Below are 17,534 nucleotides of genomic sequence, written 5' to 3'. Positions count from 1 at the left end.
CTAGGCATTGGCATGGGCCGGGTTCCGCGCTGCCTGCTGCATGACGAAGCCCTGGAACGCTTGCTGCAAAGGCAGGTACTTCTGCGCATCGCCTTCCAACTGCGCCAATGCTGCGCAGGTAGCCTCGAAGGTGGAGAGCTGCCCCGGTTGGTGCGCGCGGCGGATCACATACGACGACGCAGCCACATCGGTCAACGCCAGACGCGGCAGACTCTGCAGCAGCGGATTGCAATGCAGCATCTTGCGGCTCTTGCGCCAGGTGCCGTCCAACACCACCAGCCCCACCTGGAGCGGATCACGCAAACGCTGTGGCTCCAGTGGCGGCGCAACCCGATGGCCGACGCTGGCCGTTGCCGGGTACAGCAACACCACGTAACGGTCGGCAGGCAAGGCCGCACGCAGGGTGGAAGCATCAAAGGACTCGCCCACCAGCAACCGGCTACCAGGCAAACAGCGATGCAGCAGACCCGCACTGTTCTTGGCGTGGTGCACTTCCAGCGGGTGCTGCAGTATCAGCACATCCACCGAATGGTCCACAGGCGTGACCCACGCGCAGATGCAGGCGCTTTGCGCGCGCTGACATGCGGCGCAGACGGGACGTCGAGGAGTGGGGGACTGCATCGGGGGATGAAAAATAGTTCAATCCAGTTTAGCGCCGCTACCGATGGCACCGTGGCGGATGGTGCAGCGAAATAAAGGAGGAGGCCGCAGGCCGGGGGACATTCGCGGAACCATCTGCCCCGGTGGCATCCGCTCACCAACACGCCACAAGGCGGTGGCGCGGATAATCGAGGGTATGACTGCCTCCCCCACCTCCGCCTGCACAGGCACGGCCACCAGCGCCAATGACTTCTCCACCCTCGCACTCTCGCCCGCCACGCTGGCCAATCTGCAGCAACTGGGCTACACCGCCATGACGCCGATCCAGGCTGCCAGCCTGCCCGCCGCGCTGCAGGGCAAGGACCTGATTGCGCAAGCCAAGACCGGCAGCGGCAAGACCGCCGCCTTCGCCCTGCCCTTGCTGGCCAAGCTCAACCCGCGCTGGTTTGCGGTGCAGGCCCTGGTGCTGTGCCCTACGCGCGAACTGGCGGACCAGGTCACCACCGAAATCCGCCGGCTGGCGCGCGCCGAAGAAAACATCAAAGTCGTGACCCTGTGCGGCGGCATTGCGCTGCGCGGACAGCGCGCATCGCTGGAGCATGGAGCCCACATCGTGGTGGGCACGCCGGGGCGCATCATGGACCATCTGGAGCGCGGCTATCTGACGCTCGAAGGCCTCAACACCCTGGTGCTGGATGAAGCCGATCGCATGCTGGATATGGGCTTTTTTGACGATATCGCCACCGTGGTCAAGCAAACCCCGGCGGCACGCCAGACCCTGCTGTTTTCTGCCACCTACCCCGAAGGCATCGAGAGGCTGGCCAAACAATTCATGCGCGAGCCACAGCAGATCAAGGTGGCCGCACCCGTGGCGGAAAGCAAGATCGAAGAGCGCTTCTACCAGGTCGAGCGCAGCAACCGCCTGCAAACCGTGGGCAAGTTGCTCAACCACTTCCGCCCGGTCAGCACGCTGGCGTTCTGCAACACCAAGCAGCAGTGCAAGGATCTGGTCACGCTGCTGCAGGAGCAGGGCTTCCATGCGCTGGCACTCTACGGCGAACTGGAGCAGCGCGAGCGCGATCAGGTGCTGGCGCAGTTTGCCAACCGCAGCTGCTCAGTGCTGGTGGCCACCGACGTGGCCTCACGCGGACTGGACATCAAGGAACTGGAAGCCGTCATCAACGTGGATATCACGCCCGACCCCGAAGTGCATGTGCACCGCATCGGACGCACCGGACGCGCCGGCGAATCGGGTCTGGCGCTGAGCCTGGCCAGCATGAATGAGATGGGCGCGGTCGGCAAGATCGAGCAGTACCAGAACGCACCTTCGGTCTGGTTCAAGCTGGAAGAGCTCACCCCGGCCAGCAACGCCCCCCTGCTGCCGCCCATGGCCTGCCTGCAGATTCTGGGTGGTCGCAAGGAAAAGATCCGCCCCGGTGATGTGCTGGGCGCGCTGACCAGCACCGAAGGCGGTCCGGCCTATACCCGTGAGCAGATCGGCAAGATCCAGGTCACCGAGTTCTGCACCTTTGTGGGGGTGGCGCGCGACATCGCGGAACAGGCCTGCAACAAACTCAACACCGGCAAAGTCAAGGGCAAGAGTGTGAAAGTGCGCGTGCTTTAAGGGTGGCTGTAAGGCAAATTCCTACATGGTTTCCATCCGCCTTCTGACTACATAAACCCGCGGGGCTGGCTACAGTTCATTCACGCGCCAATGTCATCTGACAGCGCTTGATAAACCGGAGAAGCCCCATGAAAGACACCACTGTTGCCTTCAACCCCTTCAGCCTGATGATGGAGCCTGAACTGGTTTTGCAAACCATGGAACGCTCACAACAGCTGCGCGGCCTGCGCCGCCACAAGCTGCGTCCGCTGGACAAGCCGTTGATCCCCTACACCAAGGAAGCCCTGGCAGCCCGCGCCGCCTACGACGCAGCCATTGATGCTGAAGACTTTGAAGACGTGGCGAACTCCTACCTGCTGAACTGAGGCGCAGACGGTCAGTCAGGAATGACGGCTGTCACCTCGATCTCGACCTTGGCCCGGTCTTCAATCAGGGCCTGCACTTCAATCGCCGTCATGGCGGCGTTGAAGCTGCCAATGATCTCCCGAAAAGCTTTGCCAATCTCCGGATAGGCCTGCACGTATGCCTTCTTGTCGGTCACATACCAGGTCATGCGCACGATGTGCTCCGGCTTGGCTCCCGCCTCGGTGAGCACATCCACCACATTGATCAGCGTCTGGCGCACCTGGTCCGCCATGTCGTCCGACTGGAACTGGCCGTTGGCATCCCAGCCAATCATGCCCGCCACAAACACCATCTGGCCACGCGCCATCACGCCATTGGCATAGCCGCGCGGACGCGGCCAGTGCGGGGGTTGAAGCAGTTTCATTCTTGACTCCTCATCTTGTTGTTACAGCTCACGCAGCTTGAAGCGCTGCAACTTGCCTGTCTGCGTACGCGGCAACTTCTCCACAAATTCAATCTGCCGCGGATACTTGTACGGCGCCACCGACTTCTTCACAAAGTCCTGCAGGTCCTTTACCGTGGCATTGCCTGCAACAAAGCCGGGGCGCAGTGTCACATACGCCTTGACCACCTGGCCGCGCTCCTCATCGGGCACGCCGATCACCGCGCATTCCAGCACGGCGGGGTGCAGCATCAGCGCATCCTCCACCTCGGGTGCGGCAATGTTGTAGCCCGCCGAGATGATCATGTCATCGGTGCGCGACTGGTAGAAGAAGTAGCCAGCCTCGTCCATCACATACGCATCGCCGGGATAGTTCCAGCCGCCCTTGACGTAGTTGGCCTGGCGTGCGTCGTCCAGGTAGCGGCAGCCGGTGGGGCCGCGCACGGCCAGCTTGCCGATCGTTCCAGGGGGTACCGGGTTGCCGGTATCGTCCACCACGCGCGCCTCATAGCCCGGTACCACCGTGCCTGTGGCGCCGGGACGGGCGTGCTGTTCGTCCGCCGAGATGAAGATGTGCAGCATCTCGGTGGCACCAATGCCGTCGATGATCTCAATGCCGGTGGCTTCACGCCAAAGTTGGCGTGTGGATGCGGGCAGCGCCTCACCCGCCGATACGCAGCGACGCAACGACGTCTTGCGCACTTCCTCGCCCCGCGCTGCCAGCACGCGGTACGAGGTGGGCGCGGTGAACACCACGGTGGCGCCGTAGTCGCGTATGCCGTCCAGCAACTGGGGTGGCCCTGCCTTGTCCAGCAACACGGTGGATGCGCCCACCGACATGGGAAACAGCACCAGCCCACCCAGCCCGAAAGTGAAGGCCAGCGGCGGGCTGCCGATGAACACGTCGTCCGCGTTGGGCTTGAGCACATGGCGCGGCCAGCAGGCGCAGGCCGCCATCACGTCGCGGTGGAAGTGCATGGTGGCCTTGGGCACACCAGTCGTTCCCGAGGTAAAGGCCAGCAGACAGGTGTCGTCCAGCGCAGTATCCGCGTTGACAAAGGTGATGGGGTGGCGCTGCATGGCGGCTTCCAGACCGTCTGCACGCGGGCTGCGGAAATGCTTCACCTGCATGAGCTGTGGCGTGTCTGGCAGGGTCAGGCGCAACTCTTCTTCCAGGCCCAGGTCGCACAGCGCGTGGCTGATCTGCGCCTTGTCGACGATGGCTCGCAACTCCTTGGCGCGCAGCAGCGGCATGGTGGCCACGGCAATGCCACCGGCCTTGACGATGCCAAACCAGCACGCCACTGCCATGGGCGTATTGGGCGTGTGCAGCAGCACGCGGTTGCCCGGCACCAGCCCCATGTCCTGCGTCAGCACGTGGGCAATGCGGTTGGCACGCTCCAGCAGATCGCGGTAGGTCCAGCGTTCACCGCCGCCTTGCACACACAGACGCCCGCCCCGGCCTTCCTGCACATGGCGGTCCAGCAGTTCGGTGGCGCAGTTGAGCTGCGCGGGAAACTGCAGCTCCGGCAAGTCGAACAGGAAAACCGGCTGCTGCTCCACGGGCGGCAGGTGGTCATGGGCAAAGGTGTCTTGGTGTGCGCTGGGCATATCAGGCCTCCTGCTGGTCTTTGAGCAACTCGCGCGCAATGATGAGTTGCTGCACTTCGGTGGCACCCTCGTAAATGCGCAGGGCACGGATTTCGCGGTAGAGGCGTTCCACAGGTTGTTCGCTGACCACACCCATGCCGCCCCAGATCTGCACGGCCGCATCGATCACCTGCTGCGCACCCTCGGTGCTGACCATCTTGGCCATGGCCGCTTCCTTGGTCACGGTCTGGCCCTGGTCACGTTGCCAGGCCGCGCGATAGGTCAGCAAGGCCGACGAGTCGATGGTGGTGGCCATCTGCGCCAACTTGGCCTGCGTGAGCTGGAAGTCCGCCAAGGTCTGGTTGAACATCTTGCGCTGCGTGGCTCGCGCCAGCGCTTCGTCCAGCGCGCGCCGGGCAAAGCCCAGCGCGGCAGCCGCCACCGAGGTGCGGAACACATCGAGCGTGCGCATGGCAATCTTGAAGCCCTCGCCCGCCGCGCCAATACGCTGGCTCAGCGGAATGCGGCAATCGGTGAAACGCAAGGTCGCCAGCGGATGCGGCGCAATCACGTGGATGCGCTCGGCAATCTCCAGCCCCGGTGTGTCGGCGTCCACGATGAAGGCGCTGATGCCGCGCGCACCGGGCGCCTCACCGGTGCGGGCAAACACCACATAGAAGTCGGCAATGCCGCCGTTGGATATCCAGGTCTTGCTGCCGTCCAGCACCGCGAAGTCGCCGTCGATACGCGCACTGCATTGCATGGCCGCCACGTCAGAACCGGCCTGCGGCTCGCTTAGTGCAAAGGCTGCGATGGCATCGCCCGCAGCCACGCGCGGCAGGTAGCGCTGCTTCTGCTCCTGGCTGCCGGCCAGGCTGATGGCGCCCGAGCCCAGGCCTTGCATGGCAAAAGCAAAGTCCGCCAAACCCGCATGGCGCGCCAGCGTCTCACGGATCAGGCAGATGCTGCGCGTGTCGATGGTGTCCGCAACGCCACCAAAGGTGGTGCCGCCCACCGCGTGGCGCAGCCAGCCGGCCTGGCCCAGGGCACGCACCAGGGCGCGGCACTCGGCATCCACATCGCTGCCGTGGCTGTGTGCCACATGCGTCTGTGCCCAAGCGTCCAGCGCACGCGCCAGCTCGCCATGCCGTGCTTCGAAGAAGGGCCAGGTCAGGTAGGTGGTATCGCTCATCTCAGTTGCCCTCGAACACGGGGCGTTGCTTGGCCACAAAGGCCTGGTAGGCCCGCTTGAAGTCGCCGGTCATCATGCAGATGGCCTGCGCCTGTGCTTCGGCTTCTATGGCCTGGTCGATGGACATGCTCCACTCCTGGTGCAGCATGGTCTTGGTGATACCGTTGGCGAACGTGGGGCCGGCTGCAATGTCGCGCGCCCAGGCCTGGGCGTCGGCCAGCAAGGTGTCTGGCGCCACCAGGCGGTTGAGGAAGCCACTGCGCTCGGCCTCTTCGCCACCAATGGAGCGGCCGCTGTAGAGCCAGTCGCTGGCACGGCCCTGGCCGATGATGCGCGGCAGCATGGCGCAGGCGCCCATGTCGCAACCGGCCAAGCCAACCCGGTTGAACAGGAACGCCGTCTTGCTGCGCGCCGTGCCCATGCGCAGGTCAGAGGCCATGGCCATGATGGCACCGGCCCCGGCGCAGACGCCGTCCACCGCCGCAACAATGGGCTGCGGACACGCCCGCATGGCCTTGACCAGGTCGCCGGTCATGCGGGTGAACATGAGCAGCTCGGGCATGGGCAAGTCGACCAGCGGGCCGATGATTTCGTGCACATCGCCGCCGGAGCAGAAGTTGTCACCCGCACCGACCAGCACTACCACCTTCACATCACTCGCGTATTTGAGCGCGCCAAAGAGGTCGCGCAGCTCGGCATACGAATCGAAGGTCAGCGGGTTCTTGCGCTCGGGCCGGTTGAGCGTGATGGTGGCCACGCCCTGGTCGCACTGCCAGACAAAGTGCGTGGCCCGGTACCCCGCCATGGGTTTGCGGTTGCCCGCCAGCAGGGTCGGATCGATTGCGGTGGATGTCATGGATGGGTCTCCGTTTTTCATTCTTTGGATGCGGCATCTGCCTGGGCCACCTGGTGCACACGCAGCGCGCCCAGCTGGGTGTAGAGCTGGTTCACGGTCTTGGCGTCCAGGCAAGAGAACAGCTCCAGAATCCAGCCCTCGTGCTCGGCCGCCATGGACTCGAAGTTCTTGCGTCCCTTGGGTGTGAGGTTGACGATCCAGGAGCGGCGGTCGGTCGGGCTGCTGCTGCGTTCCACCAGGCCGTCGCGCTCCAGCTCGTCGGTCAGGCCGGTGACGTTGGCACCGGTCACCATGAGAAAGCGGGTGAGGTCTTTCATACGCAGGCCTTCGGGCTTGCGGTAGAGCTGGGCCATGTAGTCAAAGCGCGCCAACGAGATGTCAAAACGGGTGCGCAGGCGGCGGCGGATTTCGTCTTCGATCTGCGTGGTGCAGGCCAGCATGCGCAGCCACAGCTTGAGTGCTGCGTGGTCGTTGCTGGCGCTGCGCGCTTCGTAGCCGAGTTCATCGGCGGCGTTCAACAAGGCAAGGCTGGGGTCTTTTTTCATAAGCGTTCAATGCATGACTTCGCCACCGCAGACAGCGATGGCTTGGCCGGTGATGGAGCTGGCGGACTCGCCGCACAGCCAGCGTACGGTGTCGGCCACTTCGGCCGGCTGCACGATGCGGCCCTGCGGGTTGCCCTTGGCAAATTCGGCGCGGGCCTCTGCTTCACTGCGACCGGTCTTGGCCACGACGTTGGCAATGCTCTCGCGCAGGATCTCGGTCTCGGTGTAGCCGGGACAGACGGCATTCACAGTGACACCCTTCTTCGCCACTTCCAGCGCCAGCGAGCGGGTCAACCCCACCACCGCATGCTTGGCCGCGCAATAAGCCGCGACATAGGCATAGCCGGTGATGCCCGCGGTGCTGGCCACGTTCACGATGCGGCCCCAACCCGCCTGCAGCATCTGCGGCAGCACCGCCTGGGTGCAGTTCCAGGTGCCATGCAGGTTCACGTCCAGCATCTGGTGCAGGAGCGACGCATCGGTCTTGAGAAAAGGGGCGCTGGCGGCCTGGCCGGCGTTGTTGACAAGGATGTGGATGGGGCCGAAGCGCACTTGTGCGTCCCGTACCGCGGCTTCCACCTGCGCTGCGTCGGATACGTCGGCGCAGACGGCCTGCAGGGTCTCGGGGTGCTGCGCCACCAGCGACTGCAAAGGTTCCATGCGACGCCCCAGCACGGTGACACGCGCACCCTGTTCCACCAAGGCCAGTGCAATCGCTGCACCAATGCCACTGCCGCCTCCGGTTACCAGTGCGTGCTTTCCCTGCAAACGCTGGGTGGCTTGATGGGTGGTTGCTGCGTCAGACATGGTTTGCTTGTTTGTTGCATGTTGGAGGCATTGCTTGCGTTGCTTGGGTTGGGCTGCTGACGCCGGGGTAAATGCTTCCGCGGCTGTCCCCCGGCCTGCGGCCTCCTCCTTTATGCCGCTGCAGCATCCACCCCGGCGTCAGCAGCAGCGAGTCGCGTTGGCGTGCAGTGAACCAATACCCTGCGCGCGCAAACATCACATCCCGATTCAGGACGGTGTGGCGCTCAGCGGCAGCGGCATAAAGGAGGAGCCCGCGAAAGCGGGCGGGGGACAGCCGCAGAGCGGAGTGCCATACCGTCCTGAATCCCGCGTGCCTCCCAACAGAACGAGGACCAACCAATGCAACCATGGAAATCAAGCCTCCGCCGCCCGAACCGACGACAACGCCGCCGCGGCCTGGGCTTTTTCGCGCTGGAAGTTGGCCTCCATCTGCGCCTTGGCTGCCCAGTACTGCTTGGGCCACACCATGGGCGTGTAGCCAATCTTGGCGGCTTCGGTCAGGGTCCAGGCCGGGTTCGCCAGATGGGGGCGTGCGACCGCACACAGATCGGCACGGCCCGCAGCAATGATGCTGTTGACATGGTCGGCCTCGCTGATGGCGCCCACGGCGATGGTGGCGATGCCGGCCTCCTGGCGGATGCGGTCGGCAAACGGCGTCTGGTACATGCGGCCGTAGACCGGCTTCTCGCTCTTGCTGACCTGACCCGACGAGCAGTCGATCATGTCGGCACCGGCCTGTTTGAATGCGCGTGCGATCTCCACCGCATCCGAGGGCGTGATGCCGCCCTCCTCCCAGTCGTGTGCCGAAATGCGTACTGACATAGGACGGTCTGCCGGCCACACGGCGCGCACGGCGGCAAACACTTCCAGCGGATAGCGCAGCCGGTTCTGCAGGCTGCCGCCATAGGCGTCGGTGCGGTGGTTGGTGAGTGGCGAGATAAAGGCTGACAGTAAATAGCCGTGCGCGCAATGCAGTTCCAGCCAGTCCACACCAATATCAGCTGCGGCGCGGGCCGCGGCGACGAACTCGGCTTTGACCGTGGCCATGTCTTCCAGCGTCATGGACTTGGCAATCTGGCTGATGCCCGGCAGGTACTGCTGTTCGGACGCGCTGATGATGGGCCAGTTGCCGCTCTGCAGCGGCTGATCGGTGCCTTCCCACGCGACGCGGGTGGAGGCCTTGGGGCCGGCATGGCCGATCTGCATGGCGAAGCGGGCGTCGGTGTGGGCGTGCACCCAGTCCACAATGCGCGCCCAAGCCTGTGCCTGCTCGGATGTGTAGATGCCGGGGCAGCCGGGTGTGATGCGGCCCTGCGCGCTGACGCAGGTCATCTCGGCAAACACCATGCCCGCGCCCCCCATGGCGCGCGCGCCCAGGTGCACCAGGTGGTAGTCGCCCACCAGGCCATCCACTGCGGAATACTGTGCCATGGGCGAGACCACCACGCGGTTCTTGAGCGTGAGGCCACGCACGGTGTAGGGCGTGAACATGGGCGGCGGTGCCTTCTGGTCGGGCGCGATCTGCATGCCGGCCTTATTGGCAAACCAGCGTTCGAAGTCGCCCAGCCAGGCGGCATCGCGCAGGCGCAGATTCTCGTGGCTGATGCGCTGGCTGCGCGTCAGCATGGAGTACATGAACTGCGGTCCTTCAAGCTGGTCGCAGTAGCGACCGCCGCAAACCTCGAACCACTCCATCGCATTCCACGCGGCGTTCTGCAGGCGCAGTACGTCGATGTTGCGCGAAGCCTGGTAGCGCTGCAGCACTTCGGGAATGTGCTCACGCGTATCGCCCAAGGCCTGGAACTGGTTGGCCAGTTCGATGGCGTCTTCTATGGCCAGCTTGGTGCCCGAGCCGATGGCAAAGTGCGCGGTATGCACCGCATCGCCCATCAGCACCACATGGCTGCGACCGTTGTAGAGCGACCATTGCTCGCACTTGACGCGCTGGAAATTGAGCCAGGCTGAGCCGCGCAAATGGCGCGCATTGGTCATCAGCGGGGCGCCATCCAGCGTGCGGGCAAACAGCTTCTCGCAGAAGGCAATCGATGCTTGCTGGTCGGCTTCGTCCAGGCGGTGCGCCTGCCAGACGTGCTCCGGGCATTCCACGATGAAGGTCGTGGTGTTTTCGTCGAACTTGTAGATGTGGGCCTGGAACCAGCCGTGCTCGGTCTTCTCGAAAGCGAAGGTGAAGGCGTCGAACAGCTTGTGTGTGCCCAGCCAGATGTAGCGGTTGGGGCGCACGGCGATGTCGGGCTTGAAGACATCCTCGTACTGCGTGCGTATGCGCGAGTTGATGCCGTCACTGGCGATGATGAGGTCCGCGTCCGGGTATTGCAGGTCGGACTCCGCTTCGGTTTCGAACACCAGCTTGACGTCGAGCTGCTCGCAGCGCGCCTGCAGGATGTTGAGCAGCTTCTTGCGCCCTATGCCGACAAAACCGTGGCCGCCCGAGCGGATGCGCTGGCCCTTGAATTCCAGCTCGATGTCGTCCCAGTGGTTGAAGGCCTGCTGGATCTCAGCCGCGGTGACCGGGTCGTGCACACGCATGTTGTCCATGGTGGCATCGGAGAACACCACGCCCCAGCCAAAGGTGTCATACGCCTTGTTGCGCTCCACCACGGTGATGTCGTGCGCGGGGTTGCGCATCTTCATCAGCAGGGCGAAATAGAGTCCGGCAGGTCCGCCGCCTATGCACACAATCTTCATCACACACCCCAGTCAAAATACAGCACAATGCCGTTGAGTGGAATTTACTTTAGTTCTAAACTATTTATTTGTCAAACAGAAAGTTGCCGCCATGCGCCCCTTGTACCGAGAGTTTTGTGCCCAGTCCGAGCTGGATGCGCAGTACAACCCTTCCATCGCCCTGCCCGATCCCGATGCACCGGGACGGCATTTCGTCGCCACGGCGCAGCAGGCGCGCAGCCAATTGCGCTGCATGCTGGATGTGCCCTATGGCCCCACGCTGGAGGAGACACTGGACATCTTCCCCGCCGCACAGCCCAACGCACCGGTGTTTGTGTTCATCCATGGCGGCTACTGGCGAGCGCTGTCCAGCAAGACTTTCAGCGGTGTGGCGCTGGGCCTGCAGGCCGCCGGCATCACCACGGTGGTGATCAACTACGCGCTGTGCCCGCATGTGACCATCGATGAAATCGTGCGCCAGACCCGCGCGGCCTTGGCCTGGACATTGCGCCACATCCAGCACTACGGTGGTGACCCGGCGCGTGTGGCCATAGGCGGTCATTCGGCAGGCGGTCACCTGACAGCCATGGCTCTGCAGACCGCATGGGCGCAGGACTACGGACTGCCGCAGGACCCGTTTGTGGCGGCCATTCCCCTGAGTGGTCTGTTTGACATTGCGCCGCTGCGCTACAGCTATCTGCAGCCCGCCATCCAGCTGGATGACGGCATCATCCGCCGCAACTCACCGGCCTTCTCGGTGCGCCCGTGCAAGACGCCGCTATGGATTACCTGGGGCGGGGACGAAACCACGGAGTTCGCACGCCAGTCGCGCATCTACCACGAGGCCTGGCAGGCGGCGGGCAATGTGTCGGAGCTGCGCCCCATTCCGGGCGCCAACCATTTCACGGTGATCGGGGGATTTGAGGACGCAGGCAGTGCGTTGTGCACCTGGCTGGCCGCCAAGCTGCAGGCAGCCTGCGCTACGGGCGACTAGATGCTTAGCTAGGCTGCCCGTTGAATTGGCTTATCTTGGTTTCCAGGGCGGTGTCGATGAATGCACATTCCGGCTGATGCTGGTGCCCGGCGCAGTTGAAGAGGTTCTTGCCAATGCAGAATGCGCACAGCTCGAAATGGATGGCGTTGAGCTCATACTCACTCGTCACGGCGGTGCTGGATGCGTCTCCCGCCAGGCGAAGTACTTTCGCAAGCTGGGGGTGACATTCCGATTCGCCCGAAGTTGCCACATATGTGGTAACCGCGTCATACAGCAACCCTGCCCTCTTTGTACTCCATTGCGTCATGCCGGACACTCCCTGAGTTTGCAAAAAATTCAAGCGCCCTTTTTAGCGCATATCAACCAATTAAGCAATGACGCATGCTTGCCCCATGCCATGAATAGGGGTGTCACAGCACATTAACTTGACATGTATGGCAACAGAAGGTTGCGAAGATCTGATACCGCGCTCATTTCACCCGTTGACAGCGCCCTGTCCGACTCCCAGTCGCAATACAGCATGGCCCGCACACTGCCATTTGCCACAGGTAGCAGAATGAATTTCTTCACATCGGGCAGCAGATCCCGATAGCCATCCGGCAATGAAGCCGACTTCAGCCTGGAAACGTCATCTATCGATACGTCAATGCTTCTCAGGATGACCGCATGAAACGGTGTCGGCTTGAATTCCGCCGCTATCTTGAATTGCGCACGGAAAGCTTCCTGGTCCTTGCCAAAGCCCGCATAAACCCGGAACGACCCGGTTCGCGTCATCATCAGGAGCGCACAGTGCGCCATGCCCAACAGCCGGGCAACCTCGGGCAACATGGCATTGAGCATGGCATCAAACGACAGTCCGCTTTGCTGTTCCAGCTTGCCCAACAGGTCCAGCAAATCCTGTTCGGCAGACTGGGGGGGCACTATGCCATTCTGTCGCACCATCTCATCCATCTTGCGTCGCGTCAGGTTGCCCAGTCGCTCCTTGTCCACCCCGGGGAGATTCAGGTTGCGCAAGAGTTCATTGGCCTCGTCCAGGCGCCCTTCGTGGATCAGGGAGGACGACGAACTCGCGAACGCAGCCAGCCCCACCAGGGAGGCATCGCCGGAGCCATCGATGATGGACAGAAGAAAGTTGGGCAAATTCCAGCGCGCGGCCAGCTCCACGCCCAGCTCCTGGTAGGTCACACCCAGTACCGCCGTCTCCACCGTATGTGGGTCTGACCCATCGGCCACCAGGCGCGCGATGGTGGCAGCCTCCTGGGGAAGATATCTTCCTGTCATCAGGCGACCGATCTCGTACATCAGCGTGGCGATGGATGCCTCTTCCGCACGATCTTCATAGGCGCACCGGGCCAGTTCGGAAGCAAATAACGTCCGGGACAAATTGTCGTCCGCCGACAGCTCCTCTTCGGTCACCACTTCGGTCCCAAGCACCACCCGCATCAGAGCGTCGTTTCCCAACACCTTCATGGCGGCGGTTACCGATGCAGCGCCCTTGCCGAAGGCTGCGTACATCGGTGAATTGGCCAGCGCGAGCACCTTTTGCGTGAGGGCAAAGTCCTCCACGATGAAGTCAACCACCTGGTGCTTGCCTTCGTCTGCGCTATCGAGTGCACCCAACACCGATGCCACAGAACGTTCCCTGGCCGGGATCCCATTGGAATCCTGCATGGTCTCCAGCAAACGCTCCAGTGTGCCAATCGTCATGCGGCCATTTCCATTTGACGCAACAGGTGCCTGCAAATTGCTTGAGCCGACATGGGATGTCCCAGCAGATAGCCTTGAATCAGGTCACATCCAGCCGCCTTCAGAAAGTCGAACTGGGTGTCGTTTTCCACGCCTTCGGCGACCACACGCAAGTCAATGCTTTGCCCCAGATTGATCATTGCGCTGATGAGCTGCTTGTCCGGCGTAGGACCGTCGTGCAGCTCTGCAATCGCCCACACGAACGCCTTGTCGATCTTGATGCTCGATACCGGCAGGCGCGTCAGGTAGGACAGGCTGGAAAAACCGGTGCCGAAATCGTCTATGGAAAACCGGACACCGCGCTCACGCAGTGTGTGAAGCGCCTGCTCCGTCTTGTCCTTGGCAAGCAGCAGGGTGGACTCCGTGATTTCCAGGATCAGCGAACGCGGATCGATACCGGCTTCTTGGATGGCACTGATCACCTGCTGATCGAAATGGTCGCCATCGAATTGAAGCGCCGACACATTGACGGACATGACAAAGCCCGGGCAGAGCGACTGAAACTGCTTGAGCTGATGGCAGGCGCTTCGCAATGCCCAGTTGCCAAGAAAAGGCATGAGACCGGCCGACTCTGCAATGGGGATGAAGACGTTGGGCCCCACCGTGCCGAGCTTGCGGTTCTCCCAACGCATCAAGGCCTCGGCTCCCACCAACTGCCTGTTCATGTCGAACTGCGGCTGGTACTCCAGGTAAAACTCGCCTTCCTGGATGCCCTTGTGCATGGCGGACGTAATGGAAAAGTCAGGGCTGGTCTCACCATGCGCAAACACCGAAATGCGGTTCTTTCCCGCATTCTTGGACTGGTACATCGCTGTATCGGCATTCTTGAGCAGCGATGAGTAGTCATCCCCATGCAGCGGGTATTCGGCAATGCCGATGCTGACTCCCAGGTAGGCATTGTGCGGCGCGGTCTGGAAAGGTCTGGCAACGGCGATCAGCACCGCCTTCAGGACCTGAATCGCCGACTGCAGGCTCTTGCCCGGAAACAGGATCACGAATTCGTCGCCACCCAGGCGCGCGAGAATGTCTTGCGGGCCCAGCAACTTCAGCAGACGCTTGGTCGTCTCCACCAGCACGGCGTCGCCGGCCTGATGTCCCAGGGTATCGTTCACTCGCTTGAATCCGTCCAGATCCATCAAGGCAACGATGAATCCTTCGTCAGTGGATTCAATGCAGTTGGCAACAGCCCTTTTCAAGGCACCACGGTTGGGCAAGCCGGTCAGATCGTCGTGCTCGGCCGCGTGGCGCAACGAAGTCGCCTCGGTCTTCCATGACGAGATGTCCATCATGGTCATGACGTATTGGCCATTGGTGCTCAGTCGCTGGCACCGGAAATTGACCCAGCACGGATTGCCTTCCCTGCCTATGCGGACGTCACAGTTGAATGCATCCGGCGTGCCCAACATGGCTTGGCGCACCAAAGGCACTTCGTCGGCATGGATGAAGTCCAGAAAGTTTCTGGGCAGGGTCGGTGATTTGAAGAACTGCGCCAGCCAGCGCTTGCCAGCCTCAGAGATGAATTGAATGTCGAAACGGTCGGTTATACGAAGAACGGCATCCACTGCTCTGTCCAACGACAGGGGCGTCATGCTGCTTGGATCCGCCACTGAATGCCGTTACCGATGCAGGCCGCTGCCAAAAGCGCTATGGAAATATTGAATGCCAAAGCCAACACGAGCAACGCCCCTCCGTTTTCCCCCGAGGATAACACTACATAAGTGGGCAAAAGAGCGAATGCCTGTCGGTCTGGCGCCTACCCGGCAACCAACCCGGTAGCGGCCAGCTCCGACGACACGTTGGACCAGGCAAAGTCGAACACGCGCTTGGCCTGCAAGGTCTCCGGCTGGGCCTGGCGCAAGGCATGGTCCACGCCAGCCGTCACGCTGTCGAGCACCGGGACATGAACCCATGGCTGGATGATGGCGGCCATACCCGCCAGCCCGGCGCCGCCCAGTATCACGCTGTGCGCGCCTGACGCGCGTGCCGCGTCCACGCAGGCCTTGGCCAACAGCGTGTGCGCCGCTTGCGGGTCAGCTGCCAGTTCGGCGCCACTGGGCGCCACGGTGTGGATGACGGCCAGCTGTTCGCCAAACCCCAGACTATGCGCCAGCCGTTCCAGCATGGGCTTCCAGCGCTCTCCGCCCGTCACGATGGCAAAGCGCCCACGCGCCGCCGCAGCGATGAACGAAGCCTCGGCCAATCCCGTGACCGGCAATTGGCTGACCTGGCGCAGCGCCAGCAGACCGGGATCGCCAAAGCAGCCGATGAGCACGCTGTCAAAGCGCGGCTCGCCCGGCGCCAGCGCACTGGCCCAGGCGTCCAGCGTGGCGTGTGCCGCCACCGCATAGCTGGCTTCGCAGGCGATATAGGGTGCGCCAAAGCGCGCGGTACGCACTTCGACTTGAACTTGTGGTCCGGCCAAGTCCTGGGCGTGGGTGCTCAGCAGCTTGCTGACGTGCAGCGAGGTATTCGGATTGATCAGCAGCAGGCGGCGCATGGCGTCCTCATACCGGCGCCATGGACGGGTCTGAGCCAAACAGTGCCAGCAGATCGGGCGTATCAGATTCGGGCACGTTGAATTGCAGCTGCGCTTCCAGCTGGGCCAGATGTTCATGCATCAGTCGCGCAGCCTCCTTGGCGTCGCGCAGGCGGATGGCGTCCAGCAGGGCACGGTGCTCCTGGCAGGCACAGGTGTTGGCATCCAGATGGGGCTGCATTTTGGGTGTGCCATAGGTCATCAGAATCAGGGAGGTACGCGATACCAGCTCGCGCAGGATGCGGCCCAGTGTCTGGTGCTGCGACGCGTTGGCAATGTGCAGGTGAAAGTCGCCCGAGAGGCGTATGGCCCTGCGCATGTCGCCCTGGCGACGCGCCTCTTCCTCCTGCGCTATGCACTGCGTCAGCACGGCGATATCACTCTTGCTGGCGCGCTGGATAAAGCAGGCAATCAGGGTGGGCTCGATCATGCGGCGCACTTCAAACACTTCGCGCGCTTCCGCTTCGGTGGGCTGGGCCACCATGGCACCACGGTTGGGTGTGAGGGTGACGATCTGCTCGTTGGCCAGACGCACCAGCACCGGACGGATGCGGGTTCGCGACACCCCAAACGCCGTGGCCAGGCGGTCCTCCACCAGCTTGGTGCCGGGTGGCAGACGGTGGTCCAGAATGGTTTCCACCATGCGTTCGTAGATTTCGTTCTCGGTGAGAACTACCGGTTCACTCATGCCGCACGCCTTGACTTCTGCCGTTTGCTCAACAGCTTGCCCAAGCCCACGGTGAGACCCATCACCACAAAGGACACCACCATGGTCACGGTGCCCAGCGCGTAGATGGACGGTGTGGTCACGGTGGTGGTGAGGCCCTGCAGCTCCAGTGGCAGCGTATTGACGTCGCCAATGGCCTGCGAGGTGCGGGCAATCTCGTCCCAGCTCAAGGTGAAGCCGAACATGCCAATGCCCACTACGGACGGTGCGATCAGCGGCAGCACCACATGGCGAAAACCTTGCCAGGGTGTGGCACCCAGATCGCGTGCGGCTTCCTCGTAGGCGGGGTTGAAGCGGTTGAAGATGGCAAACATGATGAGCAGTCCAAAGGGCAACGTCCAGGTCAGGTGCGCGCCCAGGGCCGAAGTGTAAATCCCCAGTGCCGTGCTGTAGCTCTCCAGCAGCGACTCCATGCCCCAGGCTTCCAGCACCTTCTTGATGCCCGTGTCGAGCAGGCGGAACTCCAGGCCAATGCCCAGCGACACAATGATGGACGGCATGATCAAACTGGCCACCACCACAAAGAACAGCACGTTGCCGCCCCACAGCTTCTTGCGGAATGCCAACCCCGCCAGCACCGACAGCACCACGGTCAGCGCCATCACCGTCAGGCCCAGTCCCAGCGAGCGGTACAGCGCCGCACCAATGTCCACCACGCCCAGCCCTTCGGCCAGCTTGTGGAACCAGTGGGTGGAGAAGCCCTGCATGGGAAATGTCAGACCGCCTTGCGGGCCCTGGAAGCTCAGCACCACGATCACCAGCATGGGGCCGTACAGGAACAGCACATAGGCCGCAAAGAACAGGGCTAGCGGCCAGAAGCCGGACGCGCGTTTTTCGACTGCCAT

Annotated in this window: 17 protein-coding genes; 3 read left to right on the top strand and 14 right to left on the bottom strand. The window is 62.7% G+C overall.

Features of this window, described 5'->3' with window-relative positions; all coding sequences use genetic code 11:
* A complete protein-coding gene (locus AAGF34_RS10845) occupies positions 1–621 on the bottom strand; it encodes a tRNA-uridine aminocarboxypropyltransferase (protein ID WP_342620614.1) in 621 nt (206 codons plus the stop codon).
* A gap of 175 nt (positions 622–796) precedes the next feature.
* Here AAGF34_RS10845 and dbpA point away from each other — a divergent pair, with 175 nt between their 5' ends.
* Together dbpA and AAGF34_RS10835 are read left to right on the top strand one after the other, a co-directional pair.
* A complete protein-coding gene (gene dbpA, locus AAGF34_RS10840; protein ID WP_342620613.1) occupies positions 797–2,224 on the top strand; it encodes an ATP-dependent RNA helicase DbpA in 1,428 nt (475 codons plus the stop codon).
* Between the two features lie 128 nt (positions 2,225–2,352).
* A complete protein-coding gene (locus AAGF34_RS10835; protein WP_342620612.1) occupies positions 2,353–2,589 on the top strand; it encodes a hypothetical protein in 237 nt (78 codons plus the stop codon).
* A gap of 11 nt (positions 2,590–2,600) precedes the next feature.
* On the opposite strand, the gene AAGF34_RS10830 is transcribed toward AAGF34_RS10835, so the two are convergent.
* The 7 genes from AAGF34_RS10830 to AAGF34_RS10800 form a co-directional block, all read right to left on the bottom strand.
* Positions 2,601–2,993: a RidA family protein gene (locus AAGF34_RS10830; protein ID WP_342620611.1), complete on the bottom strand. Its 393-nt coding sequence runs from the start codon at positions 2,991–2,993 to the stop codon at positions 2,601–2,603.
* A gap of 21 nt (positions 2,994–3,014) precedes the next feature.
* Entirely contained in the window at positions 3,015–4,622 is a 1,608-nt protein-coding gene (locus AAGF34_RS10825) for an AMP-binding protein (protein ID WP_342620610.1), read from the bottom strand.
* A 1-nt stretch (position 4,623) separates the two neighbouring features.
* A complete protein-coding gene (locus tag AAGF34_RS10820) occupies positions 4,624–5,793 on the bottom strand; it encodes an acyl-CoA dehydrogenase family protein (RefSeq protein WP_342620609.1) in 1,170 nt (389 codons plus the stop codon).
* Position 5,794: 1 nt separating this feature from the next.
* Positions 5,795–6,649, bottom strand: a complete 855-nt coding sequence (locus AAGF34_RS10815; RefSeq protein ID WP_342620608.1) for an enoyl-CoA hydratase family protein — start codon at positions 6,647–6,649, stop codon at positions 5,795–5,797.
* A gap of 17 nt (positions 6,650–6,666) precedes the next feature.
* Positions 6,667–7,194 (bottom strand): MarR family transcriptional regulator, encoded by a 528-nt coding sequence (locus AAGF34_RS10810; protein WP_342620607.1) that lies wholly within the window; start codon positions 7,192–7,194, stop codon positions 6,667–6,669.
* Between the two features lie 6 nt (positions 7,195–7,200).
* Positions 7,201–8,001: an SDR family NAD(P)-dependent oxidoreductase gene (locus tag AAGF34_RS10805; RefSeq protein WP_342620606.1), complete on the bottom strand. Its 801-nt coding sequence runs from the start codon at positions 7,999–8,001 to the stop codon at positions 7,201–7,203.
* 354 nt (positions 8,002–8,355) lie between these two features.
* Complete coding sequence (locus tag AAGF34_RS10800) at positions 8,356–10,707, bottom strand: bifunctional salicylyl-CoA 5-hydroxylase/oxidoreductase (protein WP_342620605.1); 2,352 nt, start codon at positions 10,705–10,707, stop codon at positions 8,356–8,358.
* Positions 10,708–10,798: 91 nt separating this feature from the next.
* On the opposite strand from AAGF34_RS10800, the gene AAGF34_RS10795 reads away from it, so the two are divergent.
* A complete protein-coding gene (locus AAGF34_RS10795) occupies positions 10,799–11,680 on the top strand; it encodes an alpha/beta hydrolase (RefSeq protein WP_342620604.1) in 882 nt (293 codons plus the stop codon).
* 4 nt (positions 11,681–11,684) lie between these two features.
* Here the strand turns inward: AAGF34_RS10795 and AAGF34_RS10790 are convergent, their stop codons facing one another.
* The 6 genes from AAGF34_RS10790 to AAGF34_RS10765 form a co-directional block, all read right to left on the bottom strand.
* Positions 11,685–11,987: a hypothetical protein gene (locus tag AAGF34_RS10790; RefSeq protein ID WP_342620603.1), complete on the bottom strand. Its 303-nt coding sequence runs from the start codon at positions 11,985–11,987 to the stop codon at positions 11,685–11,687.
* 113 nt (positions 11,988–12,100) lie between these two features.
* Positions 12,101–13,387, bottom strand: a complete 1,287-nt coding sequence (locus AAGF34_RS10785; protein ID WP_342620602.1) for an HDOD domain-containing protein — start codon at positions 13,385–13,387, stop codon at positions 12,101–12,103.
* Positions 13,384–15,015, bottom strand: coding sequence for an EAL domain-containing protein (locus AAGF34_RS10780; protein ID WP_342620601.1), 1,632 nt, complete (start codon positions 15,013–15,015; stop codon positions 13,384–13,386). The genes AAGF34_RS10785 and AAGF34_RS10780 overlap by 4 nt, the downstream gene beginning before the upstream one ends.
* Positions 15,016–15,179: 164 nt before the next feature.
* Positions 15,180–15,923, bottom strand: a complete 744-nt coding sequence (locus tag AAGF34_RS10775) for an aspartate/glutamate racemase family protein (RefSeq protein ID WP_342620600.1) — start codon at positions 15,921–15,923, stop codon at positions 15,180–15,182.
* A 7-nt stretch (positions 15,924–15,930) separates the two neighbouring features.
* Complete coding sequence (locus tag AAGF34_RS10770; RefSeq protein WP_342620599.1) at positions 15,931–16,650, bottom strand: GntR family transcriptional regulator; 720 nt, start codon at positions 16,648–16,650, stop codon at positions 15,931–15,933.
* Complete coding sequence (locus AAGF34_RS10765; RefSeq protein ID WP_342620598.1) at positions 16,647–17,534, bottom strand: ABC transporter permease; 888 nt, start codon at positions 17,532–17,534, stop codon at positions 16,647–16,649. The genes AAGF34_RS10770 and AAGF34_RS10765 overlap by 4 nt, the downstream gene beginning before the upstream one ends.

This window comes from Rhodoferax sp. GW822-FHT02A01 (assembly GCF_038784515.1).
Taxonomy (GTDB): domain Bacteria; phylum Pseudomonadota; class Gammaproteobacteria; order Burkholderiales; family Burkholderiaceae_C; genus Allorhodoferax.
Note: the sequence above shows the minus strand (reverse complement) of the source record. Positions and strands in the feature narration are given on the sequence as shown.